The sequence below is a fragment of the Dietzia papillomatosis NBRC 105045 genome (assembly GCF_001570845.1).
Taxonomy (GTDB): Bacteria; Actinomycetota; Actinomycetes; order Mycobacteriales; family Mycobacteriaceae; genus Dietzia; species Dietzia cinnamea.
The window spans coordinates 15734-36457 of record NZ_BCSL01000033.1; the positions used below are offsets into that span (position 1 = coordinate 15734).

Here is a 20724-nt window from a genome sequence, read left to right on the forward strand (position 1 = left end):
ACCCGCCGGACCCGCCGGACCCGCCGGACCCGCCGGACCCGCCGGCGCGGCCGGGCGCGGTCGCGTCGACGCGGGCGGTCACGCCGCCCCGTCGCGCACCCGGTGCACGGCCTGGGTGAAGCGCTCGACGCCGGCGTCGACTTCCTCGGAGGTCACCACCAGAGCCGGGATGAGGCGCACCACCGACCCGGTCGGCCCACACGTCAGGGTGAGCAGGTCCTCGTCCACGCACGCCTGCTGGACGGCCGTCGCCAGGCGCGCGGCCTCGAGCGCGCCGGCGCTGCCGGCGGGCGCGGTCGGGTCGCCGAACTCGACGCCCAGCATGAGCCCGGTACCGCGGATGTCGCAGATCTCGCTCACGTCCGCCAGGCTACGCCGCAGTCCGTCGAGGAGCTGGGCTCCGCGCTCGGCCGCGCACTGCACGAGGCTCTCGCGCTCGACCACGCCGAGCGTCGCCACCCCGGCCGCGGCCGCCACGGCGTTGCCGCCGTAGGTGCCGCCCTGGGAGCCGGGCCAGGCCTTGGCCATGAGCTCGGTGGGTGCCGCGATCGCGGAGATGGGGAAGCCGGAGGCGATGCCCTTGGCGGTGATGATGACGTCCGGGACCAGGCCCTCGGTGTGCTGGTGGCCCCAGAAACGGCCGGTGCGCCCGATGCCTGCCTGGACCTCGTCCAGCACGAGCAGCGCGCCGATCCGGTCGGCGCGCTCGCGCAGTCCCTGCAGGTAGCGCGGGGGAGTGGCCATGTACCCGCCGTCGCCCAGGACGGGCTCGATGAGGAACGCCGCGATCTCGCGGGCATCGACGCGGGTGGCCATGAGGTAGTCGAGCTCGGCCAGCGCGAAGTCCACGGCCTCGTCGGTGGTCCACCCGTGGCGCAGCGCGTGGGGGAACGGGGTCATCACCACGCCGCCCATGAGCGGGGAGAAGCCGGCGGAGAAGCGGGTCCCGGCGGTGGTGAGGCTCGCGGCGGCCACCGTGCGGCCGTGGAAGCCGCCCTGGACGGTGACGATGTTCGGCCGGCCCGTGGCCATCCGCGCCAGCCGCACGGCGGCCTCGACGGCCTCGGAACCCGAGTTGGCGTAGAACACCGAGTCGATGCCGGCCGGCAGGTGCTCGCCGAGCTTGGCGGTGAGCTCGAGCAGCGGCTGGTGCATGACGGTCGTGTACTGCGCGTGGATGATCTTCCCGCACTGCTCCCGCGCGGCCGCCACGACGTCGGGGTGGCAGTGGCCGGTGCTGGTCACGCCGATGCCGGTGGTGAAGTCCAGGTAGTCGCGGCCGTCGGTGCCGTGGATCCACGAGCCGAGGGCGTGGTCCACGACGACGGGCGTGGCCTGCTTGAGAAGGGGCGACAGGTGCGCGGTCATGCGGTCAGTGTGTGGCCGCGCCCGGTCGATTGTCAACAATCCGACGATCGCGCGACGCGATCGGACGGCCGCGCTACCGTGGCCGCATGGACCGCCGCACCGACCGCCGCACCGACCGCCGCACCGACCCGAGCCCCGCCCGCGACTCCCGGCCCACCGTCGTCGTGCTCACCGCGGACGGCGTCGAGCCGCCCACCACGCTCGACGAGATCCGTGGCCTCGCCGACGTGCGCGCGTGCACGGCCGACACCCTCGCCGACGCGCTGCCCGGCGCGCAGATCCTGCTGGTATGGGACATCTTCTCCGACGCCCTGGCCTCGGCCTGGCCCGCCGCGGACTCGCTGCGCTGGGTGCACGTCGCCGCCGCCGGTGTCGACAAGCTGCTCTTCGACGAGCTGCGCGACTCCGACGTCCTGGTCACCAACGCCCGCGGCGTCTTCGACGGTCCCATCGCCGAATACGTCCTGGCGTGCGTGATGGCCCACGACAAGCGCCTCCACGAGACCGAGGCGCTGCAGCGCGCGGGGCGCTGGTGCCACCGGGAGACGACCCGGGTGGCGGGACGGCGCGCCCTGGTCGTGGGCACCGGCGGGATCGGACGGGCCACCGCGAGGCTCCTGCGGGCGGTCGGACTCGACGTGGCCGGGGCGGGACGTCGACCGCGCGACGACGACGAGGACTTCGGCCGCGTCCTGGACTCGGCCCGCCTGGTCGACCATCTCGGCGACGTGGACCATCTCGTCATGGTGGCGCCGCTGACGGAGGCGACCCGGGGGATGCTCGGGCCCACGGAGCTGGCCGCCCTTCCCGACGGCGCACACGTGGTGAACGTGGGTCGCGGACAGCTGGTCGATCAGGACGCTCTCACGGCCGAGATCGCGTCGGGCAGGCTCTCCGCGCACCTGGACGTCCTCGTCGTCGAACCTCTCCCCGAGGGCGACCCGCTCTGGACGTTGGGGGGCGTGCACATCAGCCCGCACATGTCCGGCGACGTCGTGGGCTGGCGCGACACGCTCTCCGCACAATTCCGCGATCACCTGCGCACGTGGCTCGCCGGCGGCGAGCCAGGTCCCGCCGTGGACAAGAGTCGAGGATACGTCAGCGGCTGAGAGTTGTCCGAGATCGTCGCCACGGATACGGTCGGCCCCACGAGGGCGGCACCCCTCGTTTTCCCGAGTCAGCCGGGGTTTTCAGGCTGAGGAGAGAAAGGAGTCGTAGTGACCATTGCCGTTGATGACTACCAGACCCGCGTGACCGGGCGCCCGGAGATCGTCGAGCGCCGGGACCCCGTCATCTGGGGGAGCAGCCAGGATCCCGAGGTGCTCGAGTTCGAGGAGAAGGGATTCGTCCAGCGCGAGGGCGCCCTGGACCAGAGCCGGATCGACGCCTGCTGGGAGGAGCTCCGACGGTTCGGGGACGACCCCGCGATGAAGGACGATCCCCGCATCATCCGCGAGGAGGGCGGCCGGGCCGTCCGGTCGATCTTCGACGTGCACGAGCTCAGTGAGGTCGTGTGGGAGGCCGTCGAGCAGTCCGGCGCGATCGATCTGGCCCGCCAGATCCTCGGATCCGATGTGTACGTTCACCAGAGCCGGCTCAACTACAAGCCCGGCTTCGCCGGCGGCGCGTTCTACTGGCACTCGGACTTCGAGACGTGGCACGCCGAGGACGGCATGCCCAAGCCGCGCGCCTGCAGCGCCTCGATCGCGCTCACGCCCAACGAGACCTACAACGGTCCGCTGATGATCATGCCGGGCACGCACAAGTACTACGTCCAGTGCGCCGGTGAGACGCCCGAGGACTACTACAAGGAGTCGCTCGTGACGACCGCGCCGAAGGTGGGCGTTCCGTCCGAGGAGCACATCACCGAGATGTACCGCGAGCACGGACTCGACGTCCTCACCGGCGGCGCGGGCTCCATGACGATGTTCGACTGCAACGCGCTGCACGCCTCGGGTGGCAACATCACCCCGCTGCCGCGCGCCAACGTGTTCATCGTGTTCAACAGCGTCGAGAACGAGCTCGCCGAGCCGTTCGCGGGCACGCCGCCGCGCCCGGACTTCCTCGCGCGTCGGCCCTGAGGTCTCACGCCCCGCCCGGGGGGTCCAGGCCGACCTCCCGGGCGGCGGCCGTGAACGCCGCGACGAACGCCTGGAGCGGGCGCCTCCGGGCGTCGCGGCGACGATGGGTGATCGACACCGTCCTGGTGAGCCCGTCCCTCAGCGGCAGAACGTCCACGTCGGCAGCGAACGTGGTCAGGCCGAGATCGGAGGCGAGCGTGACGCCGAGGCCGGCGGCGACCAGGGCCAATGCCGTGGACTGCTCACCCGCCTCGTGGCGCACCTCCGGCTCGAAGCCCGCTTCCCGGCACGCGATCCGCACCGCCCGGCCGAAGTGCGAGCGCGGGTGCGCGACCACCCACGGCGCCCCCGCGAGGTCGGACAACGACACCTGCGCGGTCGGCATCGACCCGCGCGGCACCACCGCGTGCAGGGCCTCCCGCGCGATCGGCAACCGCACGAGGTCCGGCACGTCCGCCATCGCGTAGCTCGAGTAGTCCAGCACGAACGACAGGTCCAGCGAGCCGTCGCGGACCGCGCCCGCCGTGTCCTCCGGGGCCAGTTCGTGGCTGCGCACGACGATTCCCGGATGGTCGCGGGACAGGATCGCGATCCCGGCCGGCAGCAGCGTGGTGGCCACCGACGCCCATACCCCGGCCGTGAGCGTCGTCCCGACGCCCGCCCTCGCCGACTCCATCGCGTGGCTCGCGTCCTCCACCGCGGACAGGATCGTGCGCGCGTGCTCCGCCAACACGAGTCCCGCCTCCGTCAACGCGAGACCACGACCCCGCTTCTCGAACAGGGGCGTCCCCGCCTCGCGCTCGAGCAGCGAGAGCTGCTGCGACACGGCCGAGACGGTGTACCCCAGGCCCGCGGCGACCGCGGTGACGGTGCCCCGTCGCTCCAGTTCGTGGAGCAACCGCAGGCGGTGCAGGGACGGCTCCATGCCCCGAGAGTAGGAGCCCCCGGGTCGAACGTGCAGGAAAAGTGAACGGTCGGGTCCACGAAGTCTCGCTGGACCCGCCCGGGGACGCGGACCCATGCTGGGGACACCCCCGCCGGACCCGCCGACGGACGAGGTCGCCGAGGAGGCGAGCACCATGACATCCATCGAGATCCCGGGCACGACCGGCCACACGGGGGCCGGCCCGCAGACCGTGCCCGACGCACAGGCCGTTTCCGCACCGGCCACAGCTCCGGCCCTGACCTCGGCCACGGCGCCGGCCCTGACCCCGGCCACGGCCCCGGCCGAGACGTCGAGTTCCCGCCGCGAACCCTACTTGCGCCTGCACTGGGAGGACGATCAGACCTGCGCCCGCGGCTACCTCGTCGTGGACACGCTCGTCGTCGGCCTGGCCACCGGCGGCACCCGCATGCGCGCCGGATGCACCCTCCGCGAGGTAGAGGACCTGGCACGCGGAATGACCCGCAAGACCGCGGCTTTCGACCTACCCGTTGGTGGGGCCAAGGGCGGAATCGACTTCGACCCCAAGGACCCGCGGGCCGTCGAGGTGCTCGGCCGCTTCTGCGAGGCTATGCGCCCGTTCCTCGACCGGCACTGGGTGACCGCCGAGGACCTGGGCGTACCGCAGCACCTCATCGACGAGGTCTTCGGCCGCCTCGGCATGAGGCAGTCGTACCACGCGGCGATCGAGCGGTCCGCTGACCCCGCGGCCACGGCCGATCGGATCTTCCGCGGGCTCAACGCCGAGGTCCCGGGTGGGCTCCTGGGCGACGTGATCGGTGGCTACGGCGTCGCGCAGGCGTGCCTCGCGGCAGCGCACGTGCGCAGCTGGGACATCGAGCGCACGTCGGTCGCGATCCAGGGCGTCGGCACCATGGGCGGTGGCGCCGCCTGGTATCTGCACGAGGCCGGGATGCGGGTGGTCGCGCTCGCCGACGCCGCCGGCACACTCTACGACCCCGCCGGCCTCGACGTCCCGGCGCTGCTGGCGACCCGCGACCGCTTCGGCGAGATCGACCGCGCCGCCGTACCCGCCCGGGTGCAGCGTCTGGACCGCGACAGCATCCTCGGCATGGACGTCGACGTCCTGGTTCCCGCCGCCGTGTCGTACGCGATCACCGCCGAGAACTGCGCGCAGGTCACGGCACCGATCGTCGTGGAGGCCGCGAACGCCGCCACGACCGCCGATGCGGAGCTCGACCTCACGACCCGCGGTATCGCGGTGCTGCCGGACTTCATGGCCAACGCCGGCGCCGTCGCCTGGGCGTGGTGGCTCATCCTCGGCGAGGTCGACGATCGGCCCGAGACGTCGTTCCTACGTCTCGGACGGGAGATGACGGCGAAGGTGGCGGACCTACTCGCCGGCTGGGACCCGACCAGCGGCCCGCTGCGGTGGGCGGCCGACGTCTCCGGCGCGATCCGGACGGTGCCGCCGGTCGTCGTGCCCTGACCGCGGGCCCGGGCTCCCGCCCCCGAGGCGCCCGGGCCCCGCACCCGCCGCAGCCCGCACGGCCGCACGTCTCCATGGCGTCTCGCTCGCCCCGAAGGGTGGGCAAGACGCCATCGCGAGGGGCGGCTGCAGTTCAGGCGGACAGGCGTAGGAGCGAGACGCCAGATTGAGGAGCGGGCGGCCGGGCGGGGGAGCGGTTGCGTGGGAACGCTCATGTGCCCCGCCGCACGCGCACTGTCAGACTGTGCGGCCCCGTCCCGCGACAGCCCCGGTGGCCCCGGTGGCCCCGGCGACCCTATCCGGTGGCGGCGTCGGCTGCCCCGCCAGCGCTGGCAATCCCGGTGGCGGCGTCGGCTTCACCGGCCTCGTTGCCGTTCCCGTTTCCGATCGCCGTGTGTAGGCGCGCGCGGCGGGGCGAATCGTCGGTGCCCAGCAGCAGGTCGATCGTCAGCGCCAGCCGGGTGGCGACGTCCGCGGCCGACGACCGCCGGGTGAGCCACGAGACAAGGTTGGACATCCACACGTCCGAGACCACGCGCGCGATCGAGAGCTGGAGTTCGTCCGGTTCGCCCTGTGCCAGCGCGCGGGCGATGATGCGGTCCATGAGGAAGCCGACCTCCTCGACCTCGTTGGCCACAGTGGCGTCGGCGAACATGAAGGCCCGCGTCATGGCCTCGGTGAGGTTCGGGTCGCGCTGCATCGACTTGGTGATCATTTCCACCACGACCTTCATCCGCTCCTGCGCGGTGTCGCCGGGCGGGGCCGAACGCTCGGTGCGCTGATCGAGCCGGCGGAACTCGCGGGCGAGCGCCGAGACGAGCAGGTGCACCTTCGACGGGAAGTACCGGTAGAGGGTGCCCACGGCGACCTCGGCCTTCTCTGCCACGGCGCGCATCTGCACGGCCTCGTACCCGCCCTTGGCGGCCAAGGCCAACGTGGCGTCGAGGATCCGGCGACGGCGCTCGCGTTGCGACGACGTACTGGGCTCGTCGGCTCTGGTAGCGGCGGCGGCGGACGCGGCGGCGGAGCCGGTCTCGGTCGAGCTCTTGGTCATGGCAACGAACCTTCTGCGCTGGTCGGATCGGGACTGCTGATCGGGCTGGCGGTCTCGGGTTGGCGTACCGGGCGGGGACCCGGGTGTACCGATCGGACCCTACTGGTGCATTCTAGAACACGTTACCTAGAACACGTTCTATTGTAGGCGTGTACGCGCGGGCCCTCGCGTCCCGCGCCGGGTACGCGTCCCCCGCCCGAGTCGAGGAGCCTGCAGTGAGTATCGCCACCACACCGGACCAGACCGAGATCCAGAGTTCGATCAAGGCCTGGGCGAAGTCCGCCGATCCCGTGGCTACGGTACGCGTTCAGGAGGAGGATCCGGAAGCCTGGAAGGCGGTGTGGCCCCGACTCGCCGAGCTGGGGCTGTTCGGTGTCGCGATCGCCGAGGAGCACGGCGGTGCCGGCGCGGAGATCGTCGACCTGGCCTGCATGCTCGAGACCGCAGCCGCCCACATGGCGCCGGGCCCGGTGCTGTCCACCGCCCTGACCGGGGTGCTGGTCTCCCGTGCGGGCGGGGCCGTGGCGCAGGCGCTGGGGGAGACCCTCGCCGAGGGTGGCCTGCCGGTGGGCGTGTGCCTGGGCATCGGCACCGCGACGCTGGACGGCTCGGGTGAGGTCACCGGCGACCCCGGCATCGCCTACGGCGGCACCCCCGGCGGAGGACTGCTCTTGCCCGTCGAGATCGACGGCGCCACGCGCTGGGCGCTGCTCGAGGCGGGCACGGCGGGCGTGACGGTCACCCCGTCGACGCCGTACGACATCTCGGCCTCGATCGGCCGCGTTCGCCTGGAGGGCGTGACGATCCCGGCCGACCGGATCCTCAAGGGTATCACCACCGAGCACGTCCACCAGCTGTTCGTCACGCTGGCCGCGGCGGAGGCTGCGGGCGTCGCCGACTACACGCTCGCCACCGCCGTGGACTACGCAAAGATCCGCGAGCAGTTCGGCCGCACCATCGGCTCGTTCCAGTCCATCAAGCACCTCGCCGCCGACATGCTCTGCCGCACCGAGCAGGTCCGCGCGCTGGCGTGGGACGCCGCCGTCGCTGCGGAGGACCTCACCGACTCCGACTCCGAGCTGCCCGTCGCCGCCGCGGTCGCCGGGGCGCTGGCCTTCGACAACGCCGTGCGCAACTCCCAGGACTGCATCCAGATCCTCGGCGGCATCGGCTTCACCTTCGAGCACGAGGCCCACTTCTACATGCGGCGCGCGAGCGCGCTGCGCCAGATCATCGGTGGGTCCGCCCGCTGGCGACGCAGCCTGGCCGAGCTCACCCTCGCCGGCAGGCGCCGCCACCTCGACATCGACCTGTCCGAGATCGACGGGCTGGACGCCACGCGCGAGGAGATCCGCGCACTCGTGGCGAAGGTCGCCGCCGCGGAGGGCGACGAGCGCAAGCAGGCCCTGGCCGACACCGGCCTGTTCATGCCGCACCTGCCCGAGCCGTGGGGCCTGGGCGCGGGCCCGGCCGAGCAGCTGCTCATCGACGAGGAACTCGAGGCCGCCGGCGTCACCCGCCACGACATCACGATCGGCGGCTGGGCGGTGCCGACCATCCTGCAGGCCGCCCCCGAGCACGCCGATCTGCTGGTGCCGGGCACCATGGCCGGCAAGATCAGGTGGTGCCAGTTGTTCTCCGAGCCCGGCGCCGGCTCCGACCTCGCCGCGCTGCGCACCACCGCCGAGAAGGTCGACGGCGGTTGGAAGCTCAACGGCCAGAAGGTGTGGACCTCCCTGGCCCGCGAGGCCGACTGGGCGATGTGCCTGGCCCGCACGGACAAGGACGCGCCCAAGCACAAGGGCATCACCTACTTCCTGGTGGACATGCGCTCGGAGGGCATCCGGACCCGGCCGCTGCGCGAGATCACCGGCGAGGCGCTGTTCAACGAGGTCTACCTCGAGGACCTGTTCGTGCCCGACGAGTTCCAGATCGGCACGGTGAACGACGGCTGGAAGATCGCCCGCACGACGCTGGCCAACGAGCGCGTGGCCATGGGCGGCGGCTCCTCCCTCGGTGACGCCGCGGAGGAGATCATCGGCCTCATCAACGTGGCCGGGGTCTCGGACGACGCGCTGGTGCTGGACGAGTTCGGCAAGCACGTCGCCGACGGCGTCGTGGGCAACCTGCTGGACCTGCGCACCGCGCTGCGCAGCCTCGCCGGTTCCGGCCCGGGCGCCGAGTCGAGCGTCCGCAAGATCGTCGGCGTGCGCCACCGCCAGGACATCGCCGAGTTCGGCCTGGAGCTCACCGGCACCGGCGGCGTCGAGTTCACCGAGCAGGGCCGCAAGTTCCTCATGGTCCGCTGCCTGTCGATCGCCGGCGGCACCGAGCAGGTGCTGCTCAACGTGGTCGGCGAGCGCATCCTCGGCCTGCCCCGCGACTGACCTCCGTCCGTCGCCCCCCGCCCCCGTACCCGAACAGGATTGATCGTGGACTTCACGCGTACCGAGACCCAGGTCGCCGTCGCCGAGGCGGTGGCCGGCGCGCTGTCGACGGCCGCCCCGGCCGAGGAACTGCTCACCGCGCTGCCCAGCCGCAGTGTCGACGACGCCGGCTTCGACGAGCGCCTCTGGTCGGCGTTCGCCACCTCCGGGCTGCTCTCGCTGGGCCTGCCCGCAGCGCTCGGCGGCGACGACCTCACGCCCGCCGACATCGCCGTGGTGCTCGAGGAGGTCGGCCGCGCCGGCGTGGTGATCCCCGCCCTGGAGACCCTGGGCCTCGGCGTACTGCCGATCGTCACCCTCGGCACCGCCGACCAGCAGAAGCGACTGCTCTCCGGCATCGAGGACGGCCGCATCCTCACCGCCGCCGTCGCCGAGCCCGGCAACCCCCTGCCGCTCGAGCCGACCGTGCGCCTGGATGGCGGGACCCTCACCGGCACCGTCACCAGCGTCCGTTACGCGGCCCAGGCCCGCGCGATCCTCGTGCCGGCGTCCACGCCCGAGGGCGCCGCCCTCGTCGTCGTCGCCCCCGACGCCCCCGGCGTCACCCTGACCCCCACCCTCGGTTCCCTGGGCGTGCCCGAGTACGCGATGCGGTTGGACGGCGTGGAGGTCGACGACGCCGACGTGCTCCGCGGCTCGGGATCGGAGTCGGTCCTCGAGGAGTTCCGGCGTCTCGTCCTGGCCGCCTGTATCGCCCACGGTGACGGTCTCGTGGCCGGCGCGCTGGAGATGACTGCCGGCTACCTCAAGGAGCGGGTGCAGTTCGGTAAGCCGCTCGGTTCGTTCCAGGCGGTGCAGCAGGAGCTGGCGGACGTCTACATCGTCTCGCAGACGCTGCACGTGATCGCGCAGTCGGTGGCGTGGCGGATCTCCGAGGGGCTGGCCGGGCCCGGTGACCGCTACGAGACCGATCCCACGATCGGCGCGTACTGGCTGGCCGCCGAGGGGCCGCGCGCGGTGCAACTCCTGCACCACCTCCACGGCGGCGTGGGCGTGGACGTCACGTACCCGATGTTCAAGTACTCCTCGGCGGTCAAGGACCTCGCCCGCTTCGTCGGCGGCGCGCAGCTGCACCTCGACGCGCTGGGCGCGGCGATCGCCGCCGACCCGGTGGAGCAGGTGGCCCCCGCCTCCGGCGACGCGATCGCCGCCGACGCCGACACCGACGCCGACGCCGCGTTCATCGACCTCACCGCCGAGCAGCGCGCGCTGCAGGCCGAGCTGCGCGAGTACTTCTCCACCCTCATCTCGCCGGAGGAGGCCGCGGACATCGCGACCACCCGTCACGGCGACACCTACGCGGAGATCATCAAGCGGATGGGTCGCGACGGCTGGCTGGGCGTGGGCTGGCCCACCGAGTACGGCGGCAAGGGCTTCGGCCATATCGAGCAGCAGATCTTCACCAACGAGGCCACCCGCGCCGACGTTCCGCTGCCCTCGGTGACGCTGCAGACCGTCGGCCCGACGCTGCAGAAGTACGGCACCGAGAAGCAGAAGGAGAAGTTCCTCCCAGGGATCCTCGACGGGACGATCCACTTCGCGATCGGGTACTCCGAGCCCGACGCCGGCACCGACCTCGCCGCGTTGCGCACCACGGCCCGCAGGGACGAGGCGACCGGCGACTGGATCATCAACGGGCAGAAGATGTGGACCACCGGCGGACACCACGCCGACTACATCTGGCTCGCCGCCCGCACCGGCACCCCGGACTCGCGCCACCGCGGGCTGACGATCTTCATCGTGGACACCACCGATCCGGGTTTCTCGTTCACGCCGATCATCACCTGCGACGGTGCGCACCACGTCAACGCCACCTACTACTCCGACGTGCGCGTCCCGGCGGACATGGTCGTGGGCAAGGTCGACGGCGGCTGGAAGATGCTCACCACGCAGCTCAACCACGAGCGCGTCATGCTCGCCCCGTCGGGCCGGCCGGGCGGGTACTACGACGAGCTCGCCGCCTGGGCCCGCGGCACCGGTGCCGACGGCGTGCGCCACCTGGACCGGCCCGAGGTGCGGCGTGGCCTCGCGGAGATCTTCGCGATCGTCCGGCTCAACGAGCTGCTCAACTGGCAGGTTTCCTCGACGGGCGACAACCCGTCGATGGGCGACTCCGCCGCGTCGAAGGTGTTCTCCACGGAGAAGATCCAACACGTCGGCCGGATCGTCGAGGAACTGCTCGGCCGTTTCGGCGACCCCACCGACCCGGACACCGCGGCGCTGCAGCGCTGGTTCGACATGATGAACAAGCGCAACGTCGTGATCACCTTCGGCGGCGGCGTCAACGAGGTCATGCGCGAGCTGGTCTGCATGGGCGGCCTCGGCATGCCCCGCACGGCGCGCTGACGCCGGCCCCGTCCCGCCAGCGCAGCCCCGCTGCGCATCCACCCCGACGAGAAGGCACCCATGAGTGACGACACGGTGTTCAACGACACAGTGACCGACGAGCGGGCCGCGCGCATCCTCGCCGCGGCCGACGAGGTCAAGGCCTCCGGCGGCAGCGCCCGCCGCGCGGGCCGCGACCCCATCAACCTGCCGATGATCCGCAACTGGACCGAGGCGATCGGCGACACCAACCCCATCTACGAGTCCGAGGAGGCGGCCCGCGCGGCCGGTCACGGCGGACTCGTCGCGCCGCCCGCGATGGCCCAGGTGTGGACCATGCGCGGGCTCGGCAAGACCCGCGAGGCCGACGACCCGCTGGGCCGCATGACCGACATCCTCGACGCCGAGGGATTCACCTCGGTCGTCGCGACCAATTGCGACTCGGTCTACCACCGCTACACCCGCCCGGGCGAGGAGGTGACCATCGAGTCGATGCTGGTCGACGTGGTGGGACCCAAGACCACGGGCCTGGGCGAGGGGTGGTTCTTCACCACCCGCAACTACTGGCGCGTCGGCGACGAGGTCGTGGCCGAGATGGACTTCCGGATCCTCAAGTTCCGGCCGCCGGCCAAGACCGCGGAGCCGGCCGGCTCGGCTTCGTCGGAGGAGCGGATCATCGCCAGTTCCGGCTCGGCCACCGACGACCTGGTGGTGGGCAAGGTCCTGCGCCCGTCGGTCTCCCACGACACACGGTTTTTCTGGGACGGCGTCGCCGCCCACGAGCTGCGCATCCAGAAGCGCGAGGACGGATCCCTGCAGCACCCGCCCGTGCCGGCGCTGTGGAAGGAGAGGTCCGAGCAGACCGACTACGTCGTGTCCTCCGGCCGCGGCACGGTGTTCAGCTTCGTGGTCCACCACGCGCCGCGGGTGCCGGGCCGGACGAAGTTCCCGTTCGTCATCGCGCTGGTGGAGCTGGAGGAGGGCGTGCGCATGCTCGGCGAGCTGCGTGACGTCGACCCGGCGGAGGTCCGCATCGGCATGGAGGTCGAGGTGGAGTTCCTCGACATGCCCGGCGACGAGTCCGAGGACGCCGCGTTCGGCACTGATCCGTGGACGTTGTACGCCTGGCGACCGGCCGGTGCGCCGATCGACCGTCAGATGCCCGAGGTCAAGGAAGGTGGCGGCAAATGAGCGAGAACAGTGCGGTGACCGACGTGATCTGCCCCGCCGAACCGCCCGCCGCCACGGTGGGGGACCGGCTGCCCGAGCTGACCATCGAGGGGACGCCGACGTTCATCGTGGCCTCCGCCCTGGCGACGCGGGACTTCCAGGACGTGCACCACGACCGCGACCTGGCCCACGCCAAGGGCTCGAAGGACATCTTCGTCAACATCCTCACCGACACCGGCCTCGTGCAGCGGTACGTGACGGACTGGGCGGGCCAGCGCGCGCGCATCACCTCGATCAAGCTGCGCCTCGGCGTGCCCTGGTACGCGTACGACTCCCTGACCCTCACGGGTGAGGTCACGGGGATCGATGGCGACGGGCTGGTCACGCTGAAGATCGTCGGCACGGACTCGCTGGGCGCGCATGTCACCTCGACCGCGACCCTCTACATGAACGGAGGCCCGCAGTGAGCTCCCTCGCGGACAAGGCGTCGATCGTCGGCATCGGCGCGACCGATTTCTCCAAGGACTCCGGCCGGTCCGAGCTCCGGCTGGCCGCCGAGGCCGTCCGCGCGGCGGTGGCCGACGCCGGTCTGCAGCCGTCGGACGTCGACGGCCTGGTGTCGTTCACGATGGACACCAACACCGAGATCGCCGTGGCCCGCGCCGCCGGTATCGGCGGTCTCAACTTCTTCTCGCGCATCCACTACGGCGGCGGCGCGGCGTGCGCGACGGTCCAGCAGGCGGCGATGGCCGTGGCGACCGGCGTCGCGGAGGTCGTGGTCTGCTACCGCGCGTTCAACGAGCGCTCGGGGATGCGTTTCGGTCAGGTCAACTCGGCGCTCGTGCACCAGGTGAACTCCTCGGGCACGGACAACGCGTTCTCCTACCCGCACGGGCTGTCCACCCCGGCCGGGTTCGTCGCGATGGTCGCGCAGCGCTACATGCACGAGTACGGCGCGACGAGCGAGGATTTCGGCCGGGTCGCGGTGGTGGACCGCAAGCACGCCGCGGCCAACCCGGCGGCGTTCTTCTATGGCAAGCCCATCACGCTGGAGGAGCACCAGGCCTCGCGCTACATCGCCGAGCCCCTGCACCTGCTGGACTGCTGCCAGGAGTCGGACGGCGGCCAGGCGATCGTCGTGACCACGCCCGAGCGGGCCCGCGACCTGCCGCACGAGCCGGTCTCGATCGCGGCGGCGGCCTCGGGCTCCGGGCCGGACCAATACATCATGACCTCGTATTACCGCCCCGAGCTCGCGGGTCTGCCCGAGATGGGGATCGTCGGCGACCAGCTGTGGTCCCAGTCGGGCCTGCGGCCCGAGGACATGGACATGGCGGTGCTGTACGACCACTTCACGCCGTACGTGCTCATGCAGCTCGAGGAGCTCGGCTTCTGCGGGCGCGGCGAGGCCAAGGACTTCGTCCGCGAGCCGGGTGCCCTCGAAGTGGGCGGCCGGCTGCCGCTCAACACCCACGGCGGCCAGCTCGGCGAGGCGTACATCCACGGTATGAACGGCATCGCCGAGGGCGTGCGTCAACTCCGCGGGGAGTCGGTCAACCAGGTCGCCGGCGCCGAGAAGCTCGTCGTCACCGCAGGGACCGGCGTGCCCACCTCGGGACTCGTCCTCACCGCGCAGCCCTGACACGCGCCAGCGCCGCCGGCTCAGCGGCGCAGGCACCCCCGGACGAACGAGCCGATGTCGCGGACCGCGACCCGCGCCTCCGGGACGAGCGGGTGGAAGACCTGGAACACGTGGAACTGGTCCGGCCACAGCTGGAACTCGTGGCGCACGCCGTGCTCGGCGAAGTTCTCTGCCATGCGCTCGATCCCGCCCCGGAAGATCTCCTGGCCGCCGGCCTGGATGAGGAACGGCGGCCAGTCCGGGGACGGCTCGTAGTTGATCGGGGAGATGGCCGGATCGTCCGGGTCCACCCCGGGCGCGTACTGCCGTCGGCACAGTTCGGCGAGCCCCAGGGCGAGGAACGGGTCCTTGCGCGCCCGGTCCCGCTCGGTCATGTCCGTGAAGTCCAGGTCGACCCAGGGGGAGAGCAGCACGACGCCTGCAGGCATCGGCGCCCGCGTCCTCTCGAGGTGGGCCACCAGCTGCAGGGCGAGGTTGCCTCCGGCCGAGTCGCCGGCGACCACGATGTTCGCGGCCGGGAACCCCATCTCGATCAGCCACTCCCAGCCGGCGATGGTGTCCTCGGTGGCCGCCGGGTGCGGATGTTCGGGCGCGAGCCGGTAATCCGGTAGGAAGACCGGGACGCCGGTCTCGCTGGCGATCCGGGACGCGAGCGCCTTGTGTGACCACGGGGATCCGAACGCGAAGCCGCCACCGTGGACGTGGTAGATCACCTTGTCGGAGTCGAAGAACCGCTTGCGGCCCACCCACAGGCCGGGCACCGGCCCGTCCCACGACCAGTCGTTGGTGCTCTCCAGCGCGGCGGCGCGGCCCGCTCCCGAGGTGAGGGCCCGCAGCCGCCCGAGCGAGGCGTCGGTCGCGGGCATCCGGTCCAGGGCGGGGCGCACGATCAGGCGCAGGGCCTCGGCGAGGCCCCGCGAGCGGAGCGTCCCCTGTTCGGCGGGCCCCTGGAGGACGGGCCCGCGTCGGGACGGCCGGTCGGCCTCGCGGTCGGACGAACGGCGGCCGTCCTGGGGGACGTCGCCGGACCCGGTCGAGCGTGGCAGTCGGAGGCCGCCGTCGTACGGCGGGCCGGGATGTCGGGGCCGTGATCCGCTCATGTGCGCAATGTAGACGCTCGACTGACGGTGGTCACCCGTAACCATGCCCGGAGGTTCGTCGCGAGGTGGAACCTGTTGCAGTAATGCCCGATTGTCGCTGCTCAGTACCGGGTCTGGACATGAGAACAAGTTCAGGCCACAATGTGAGAGAAGACACACAGCCCCCGCTCTTAAGGACCTGCCCCGATGACCGACGCAGTTGCCGATCAGTCCACCGATCCCCTCGCCGGAACCAACCCGGACATGAACGAAGCCGCCGTGTTCGAGGCCGTGGCCGACAGGATCCCGGACAACCCGCTGCTCACCATGGACGGTGTCGACTACACGTACCGGCAGATCGATGAGCTCGCCAACCGAATGGGTCACCTCCTGAAGGCCCACGGTGCGGAGCCGCTCAGCCACGTCGCGCTGTACATGAAGAACAGCGCCGAGCACATGGCCGCCATCGTGGCGTCCATGAAGATCCGCGTGGCCGGGATCAACGTCAACTACCGCTACACCCCGGCCGAGCTCGTCTACCTGTTCAACGACTCGCAGTCGGTCGCCGTGATGGTCGACGCCGAGTTCGCCGAGACGATGGCCGCCGCGGTGCCGCAACTGACCAGCACGCGCACGATCCTCGCCGTCGGCGGGACGCCTCAGGTCCTCGCGGACGCGTGTGCTGCCGCCGGCCTCGCCCTGGTCGACGTCGACGCCGAGCTGCCGCAGCAATCGGCGGAGCGCGGGTTCGAGCCGGCCCGCGGTGACGACCACTGGATCGTCTACACCGGCGGCACCACCGGGTTCCCCAAGGGCGTCCAGTGGACGATGTCGGACTACTACTACGCCTGCCTGTCCGGCGGTAACCCCTACGGAGACAAGCGGCACAGCCCGCAGGAGGTCGCGGACAACGTCTCGCCCGACGGCGGATTCCGCGTCGTCATCTCAGCCCCGCTCATGCACGGCGCCGGACTGTTCACGCTGCTGACCTTCGTCAACATGGGTGGCCACCTGATCCTGTTCCGCGACTTCGACCCGGAGGTCATCGTGGACGCGACCGCCGAGCACAAGGCCGGCCTGTTGATGTTCGTCGGCGACGGCATGGCCGTGCCGATCACCGACGCCCTGCTCGAGGCCAAGAAAACCAAGGACTTCAGCTCGATGTTCATGGTCGCCTCCGGCGGCGGCATCTGGTCCAAGTCCTCGCGTGACCGCCTGCACGAAGAGTTCCCGAACGTCATAATCCGCGACAACTTCGGCGCCTCCGAGACCGGCAACGACGGCGAGCTGAACCTCAACGAGGACGGCGAGATGGTCCTGGCGCCGACCCCGCGCCTCGGGCTGATCGACGAGTCCAACCAGCCGGTCGCCCCCGGATCAGACGTGGTGGGCTACATCGTGCGCCGCGGTCACGTCCCGCTCGGCTACTGGAACGACCCGGAGAAGACCGCCAAAACCTTCCCCGTGGTCGACGGTCAGCGGGTCGCGGTGCTCGGCGACATGGGCCGGATCCGCGAGGACGGCTCCATCGTGTTCCTGGGCCGCGGCTCGGGCTGCATCAACACGGGCGGGGAGAAGGTCTTCCCCGAGGAGGTCGAGCAGGCGCTCAAGGCCCACCCGGCCGTGCACGACGCGCTGGTCGCCGGCGCCCCCGACCCGCGCTTCGGACAGAAGGTCGCCGCAGTCGTGTCCTTCCGCGAGGGCACGTCGGCCGAGCCGGAGGAGCTCTCCGCATTCCTGCGTGAGTCCCTGGCCAACTACAAAGTGCCCAAGGTGATCGTCGTCGTGCCCGAGATCCGCCGCTCGCCCGCGGGCAAAGCCGACTACAAGTGGGCCAAGGAGCAGATCTCCACCAAGTGACGCACGGGCAGTGACGCACGAGCAGTGACCACCCCGGCCGGGCCCGTACCAGCGGCCCGGCCGCGGTGCGTCGCAGGGAGTGTGCTTCGCGGGGTGCGTAGCCGGTCAGCCGGCGGCGAGGATCCGCTCGACCGCACCCATCGGCACCGGGACCCACCCGGGTCGATTTCGTGACTCGTAGACCACCTCGTACAGGGCCTTGTCCAGTGTGTACGCCCGCAGCAGCGCCCCGGAGTCGCGAGGATCGGCGTCGCTGACCTCGGCGTACCCCGAGCAGAAGGCGTCGACGTTGCGGTCACGCCACTCGCGGGCCCGGAAGCGCAGCTGCCGGTCCTCCACGCCGACGAGCGTGTGCTGGGCCGCGTAGTCGAGACTGCGCAGGATGCCCGCCACGTCGCGGGCAGGCGAGTCCGGCACCCGGCGCTCGGCGAGGGGTGCGGCCGGCTCCCCCTCGAAGTCGATGACGATCCAGCGGTCCGGTGCCCGGAGGGTCTGGCCGAGGTGCAGGTCGCCGTGGATGCGGTGCACGCGTACCGGGCCGGAGCCGGCGACCTCGTCGAACACCGCCCGCGCGGCGTCCGCGAACTCCGCCAGCGCCGGTACCTCGGCCACCGCCGCGTCCAGCCGCGCCCGCATCGACGCCACGAGGTCCGTACCGTCGCGCGTCGTCACGCCGGTCGCGGCCGCCAGGTCCTCGTGCACCTGCGCCACGGCCGCCCCGAGCCGGCCGGCCTCGTCGGCGAAGTCGGTGCCCACCTCCTCGGCCAGCAGATCGGCCTCGGCGAACAGGTCTCGGACGCTCGCCGTGGCCATCGCCCACCCGTCGGCCGCGCCCGCCATGAACTCCTGGGCCATCGCCAGGGTCGTGGGCCCGTTTCCGGTGTCGCCCCCCTCGCAGTCGTCCCCGTCGCCGCTCAGTTCCACCCAGCCCCGCAGCGCCGCCACGGCCGGGCAGTCCCGGTCGGCCAGCGCGGCGTGGAGCTCCACGTCCGGGTTGACGCCCGGCTGGACCAGGCGGAACACCTTGAGCATGAGGTCGTCGCCGAACACCAGGGAGGAGTTGGACTGCTCGCCCTCGAGCAACCGCCCCCACGTGGGCTCGGGTACGGGCGCGTCGGCGACGAGGCGGAAGCGCAGGCCCCCGACCTCGGCCTGCTCACCCAGGTGCTGCAGCAGTGACTCGGTACCGCGCGGGTCACGCAGTCCGTCGTAGACGACGGGGGAGGCGCCCTCGGGGGTCAGCGGGAACGCGCGCCGGTCGCCCGGCAGCTCCGGCGCGGTGGCGATGGGCACCTGATAACGCTGTGGCCGACCGTCCACCTCGAGGTCCACGAGAAGGTGCTCGACCAGCACCTCCGGATCGTCCAGTAGCACGGCGCGTCGGGCGACCCGCACGCCGCTGAGCTCGAGTCCCTTGCCGGCAAACCAGCGTTGCTCGGGCAGCCAGTCCGTGAGCAGTCGGGCCAGGGCGTCGTCGTCGACGGGGGCGATACTCACGGTCCCTCCTCCGGGCTGCGCAGTTCGAGCCAGTAGAAGCCGTACCCGGGCAGCGTGAGCTGGTACGGGTCGGCGTCGATCTCGGGGAACGGCACCCCGCCCGTGAGCTCGTGCGGTTGGCGGCCGGCGAACTCGGCCAGGTCCAGACGCACGGCCTGCGGGAACCGGGACAGGTTGTTGACGCAGAGGATGACGTCGGGCTCGCCGTCGGCGCCCTCGAGCGTGCGCAGGTAGGACAGGATGGACGGGTTGGAGCCGCCGAGGTCGACGAACTCGCCCAGCCCGAACGCGGGGTGGTCCTTGCGGACGTGGATCATGCGCCGCGTCCAGTGCAGCAGGCTGGCGGTGGAGTTCATCTGCGCCTCCACGTTGACGCCCTGGTAGCCATACAGGGGGTCCATGATCGCGGGCAGGTACAACCGGCCCGGATCACAGCGGGAGAACCCGGCATTGCGGTCGGGGCTCCACTGCATCGGAGTGCGGACGGCGTCGCGGTCGCCGAGCCAGATGTTGTCGCCCATCCCGATCTCGTCGCCGTAATACAGCATCGGCGAGCCGGGCAGGCTGAGCAGCAGCGCCGTGAACAGCTCGAGCTGGTTGGTGTCACCGTCGAGCAGGGGGGCCAGGCGCCGGCGGATGCCGATGTTGGCCTTCATCCGCGGGTCCTTGGCGTATTCCGCGTACATGTAGTCACGTTCCTCGTCGGTGACCATCTCGAGCGTGAGCTCGTCGTGGTTACGCAGGAAGATCGCCCACTGCGCCGAGGACGGGATGTCGGGGGTGTGGGCGAGGATCTCGGTGACGGGGAAGCGGGACTGCCGCCGCACGGCCATGAAGATCCGCGGCATGAGCGGGAAGTGGAACGCCATGTGGCACTCGTCGCCCACCTCGGGCTCGCCGTAGTAGTCCACCACGTCGTCGGGCCACTGGTTGGCCTCGGCGAGCAGCACACGCCCCGGGTACTCTTCCTCGACCACGGCGCGGCACTTGCGCAGGAACTCGTGGGTCTCGGGCAGGTTCTCGCAGTTGGTGCCGTCGCGCTCGAACAGGTACGGCACGGCGTCCAAGCGGAAGCCGTCGATGCCCAGGTCCAACCAGAAGCGCAGGACGTCGATCATCGCCTCCTGGACCTCGGGGTTGTCGTAGTTGAGGTCGGGCTGGTGGGAGAAGAAGCGGTGCCAGTAGAACTGCCCGCGTACCGGGTCATAGGTCCAGTTGGAGGACTCGGTGTCGACGAAGATGATGCGGGCCTCGGGGTACCGCGTGTCGTCGTCGGACCACACGTAGAAGTCGCCGTACGGGCCGGTCGGGTCGGCGCGGGACTCCTGGAACCATGCGTGGGCGTCGGAGGTGTGGTTCATGACCAGGTCGGTGATCACCCGGATCCCGCGACTGTGGGCCTGCTCGAGGAGTTCCACGAAGTCCTCGACGGTGCCGAACTCCGGCAGCACGGTGCGGAAATCGCGGATGTCGTACCCGCCGTCGCGCAGCGGCGAGTCGTAGAACGGCGGCAGCCACAGGCAGTCGACGCCCAGCCACTCGAGGTAGTCGAGCTTCTCGATGAGACCACGGAGGTCGCCGGTGCCGTTGCCGTCCGAGTCGTAGAAGGCCCGGACCAGGACCTCGTAGAACACCGCGGACTTGTACCAGTCGTGGTTGATCTCGAGTTCGGTGGCGTGACGGTAGTCGTCCGCGCTGGGCTCGACGACGTGCCCGTCGTCGGTGAGCTCGGGGTCGGCCGGCCGCGGGTCGGCGGCGCGTGAATCGACGGGGCGGGACTCGGACTGCAGGCGCGGCTTGGGTGCCAT

The 20724-nt window shown here is 71.3% G+C and carries 15 protein-coding genes and 1 pseudogene; 10 read left to right on the forward strand and 6 right to left on the reverse strand.

Going from position 1 to position 20724, the window contains the following annotated elements:
* Positions 1-78 precede the first annotated feature (78 nt).
* Positions 79-1368: an aspartate aminotransferase family protein gene (locus tag DPA01S_RS11905; protein ID WP_061916478.1), complete on the reverse strand. Its 1290-nt coding sequence runs from the start codon at positions 1366-1368 to the stop codon at positions 79-81.
* An 86-nt stretch (positions 1369-1454) separates the two neighbouring features.
* On the opposite strand from DPA01S_RS11905, the gene DPA01S_RS11910 reads away from it, so the two are divergent.
* Both DPA01S_RS11910 and thpD read left to right on the forward strand, forming a co-directional pair.
* Complete coding sequence (locus DPA01S_RS11910) at positions 1455-2477, forward strand: D-2-hydroxyacid dehydrogenase (RefSeq protein ID WP_061916481.1); 1023 nt, start codon at positions 1455-1457, stop codon at positions 2475-2477.
* Between the two features lie 108 nt (positions 2478-2585).
* Complete coding sequence (gene thpD, locus DPA01S_RS11915) at positions 2586-3449, forward strand: ectoine hydroxylase (RefSeq protein ID WP_061916484.1); 864 nt, start codon at positions 2586-2588, stop codon at positions 3447-3449.
* A 4-nt stretch (positions 3450-3453) separates the two neighbouring features.
* On the opposite strand, the gene DPA01S_RS11920 is transcribed toward thpD, so the two are convergent.
* A complete protein-coding gene (locus tag DPA01S_RS11920) occupies positions 3454-4374 on the reverse strand; it encodes a LysR family transcriptional regulator (RefSeq protein ID WP_061916490.1) in 921 nt (306 codons plus the stop codon).
* A 94-nt stretch (positions 4375-4468) separates the two neighbouring features.
* Between DPA01S_RS11920 and DPA01S_RS11925 the strand changes: the two genes are divergently transcribed.
* Entirely contained in the window at positions 4469-5842 is a 1374-nt protein-coding gene (locus tag DPA01S_RS11925) for a Glu/Leu/Phe/Val dehydrogenase dimerization domain-containing protein (RefSeq protein ID WP_198150760.1), read from the forward strand.
* Between the two features lie 295 nt (positions 5843-6137).
* On the opposite strand, the gene kstR is transcribed toward DPA01S_RS11925, so the two are convergent.
* On the reverse strand, positions 6138-6896 hold the full coding sequence (gene kstR, locus DPA01S_RS11930) for a cholesterol catabolism transcriptional regulator KstR (protein WP_061916493.1): 759 nt from the start codon (positions 6894-6896) through the stop codon (positions 6138-6140).
* A 215-nt stretch (positions 6897-7111) separates the two neighbouring features.
* Between kstR and DPA01S_RS11935 the strand changes: the two genes are divergently transcribed.
* The 6 genes and pseudogenes from DPA01S_RS11935 (at position 7112) to DPA01S_RS11955 (ending at position 14480) form a co-directional block, all read left to right on the forward strand.
* Positions 7112-9283 carry an acyl-CoA dehydrogenase family protein gene (locus tag DPA01S_RS11935; protein ID WP_061916496.1) on the forward strand — a complete coding sequence of 724 codons (2172 nt, stop codon included), beginning with the start codon at positions 7112-7114 and terminating at the stop codon, positions 9281-9283.
* A gap of 90 nt (positions 9284-9373) precedes the next feature.
* Positions 9374-10369: pseudogene (locus tag DPA01S_RS17595) on the forward strand (acyl-CoA dehydrogenase family protein); the annotation flags it as partial.
* Positions 10370-10486: 117 nt separating this feature from the next.
* Entirely contained in the window at positions 10487-11689 is a 1203-nt protein-coding gene (locus DPA01S_RS17600; RefSeq protein ID WP_311200884.1) for an acyl-CoA dehydrogenase family protein, read from the forward strand.
* 60 nt (positions 11690-11749) lie between these two features.
* Positions 11750-12859 (forward strand): bifunctional MaoC family dehydratase N-terminal/OB-fold nucleic acid binding domain-containing protein, encoded by a 1110-nt coding sequence (locus DPA01S_RS11945; RefSeq protein ID WP_061916502.1) that lies wholly within the window; start codon positions 11750-11752, stop codon positions 12857-12859.
* Entirely contained in the window at positions 12856-13305 is a 450-nt protein-coding gene (locus DPA01S_RS11950; protein ID WP_061227438.1) for a MaoC family dehydratase, read from the forward strand. Before DPA01S_RS11945 ends, DPA01S_RS11950 begins: the two co-directional genes overlap by 4 nt.
* Positions 13302-14480, forward strand: a complete 1179-nt coding sequence (locus DPA01S_RS11955) for a lipid-transfer protein (protein ID WP_061227437.1) — start codon at positions 13302-13304, stop codon at positions 14478-14480. Before DPA01S_RS11950 ends, DPA01S_RS11955 begins: the two co-directional genes overlap by 4 nt.
* Before the next feature lie 20 nt (positions 14481-14500).
* On the opposite strand, the gene DPA01S_RS11960 is transcribed toward DPA01S_RS11955, so the two are convergent.
* Entirely contained in the window at positions 14501-15580 is a 1080-nt protein-coding gene (locus tag DPA01S_RS11960; protein ID WP_061227436.1) for an alpha/beta hydrolase, read from the reverse strand.
* A 186-nt stretch (positions 15581-15766) separates the two neighbouring features.
* On the opposite strand from DPA01S_RS11960, the gene DPA01S_RS11965 reads away from it, so the two are divergent.
* Positions 15767-17419, forward strand: coding sequence for an AMP-binding protein (locus tag DPA01S_RS11965; protein WP_061916505.1), 1653 nt, complete (start codon positions 15767-15769; stop codon positions 17417-17419).
* A gap of 105 nt (positions 17420-17524) precedes the next feature.
* Here the strand turns inward: DPA01S_RS11965 and DPA01S_RS11970 are convergent, their stop codons facing one another.
* Positions 17525-18916, reverse strand: a complete 1392-nt coding sequence (locus DPA01S_RS11970) for a maltokinase N-terminal cap-like domain-containing protein (RefSeq protein WP_061916508.1) — start codon at positions 18914-18916, stop codon at positions 17525-17527.
* Positions 18913-20724, reverse strand: coding sequence for a maltose alpha-D-glucosyltransferase (gene treS / locus DPA01S_RS11975; protein WP_232303123.1), 1812 nt, complete (start codon positions 20722-20724; stop codon positions 18913-18915). Before treS ends, DPA01S_RS11970 begins: the two co-directional genes overlap by 4 nt.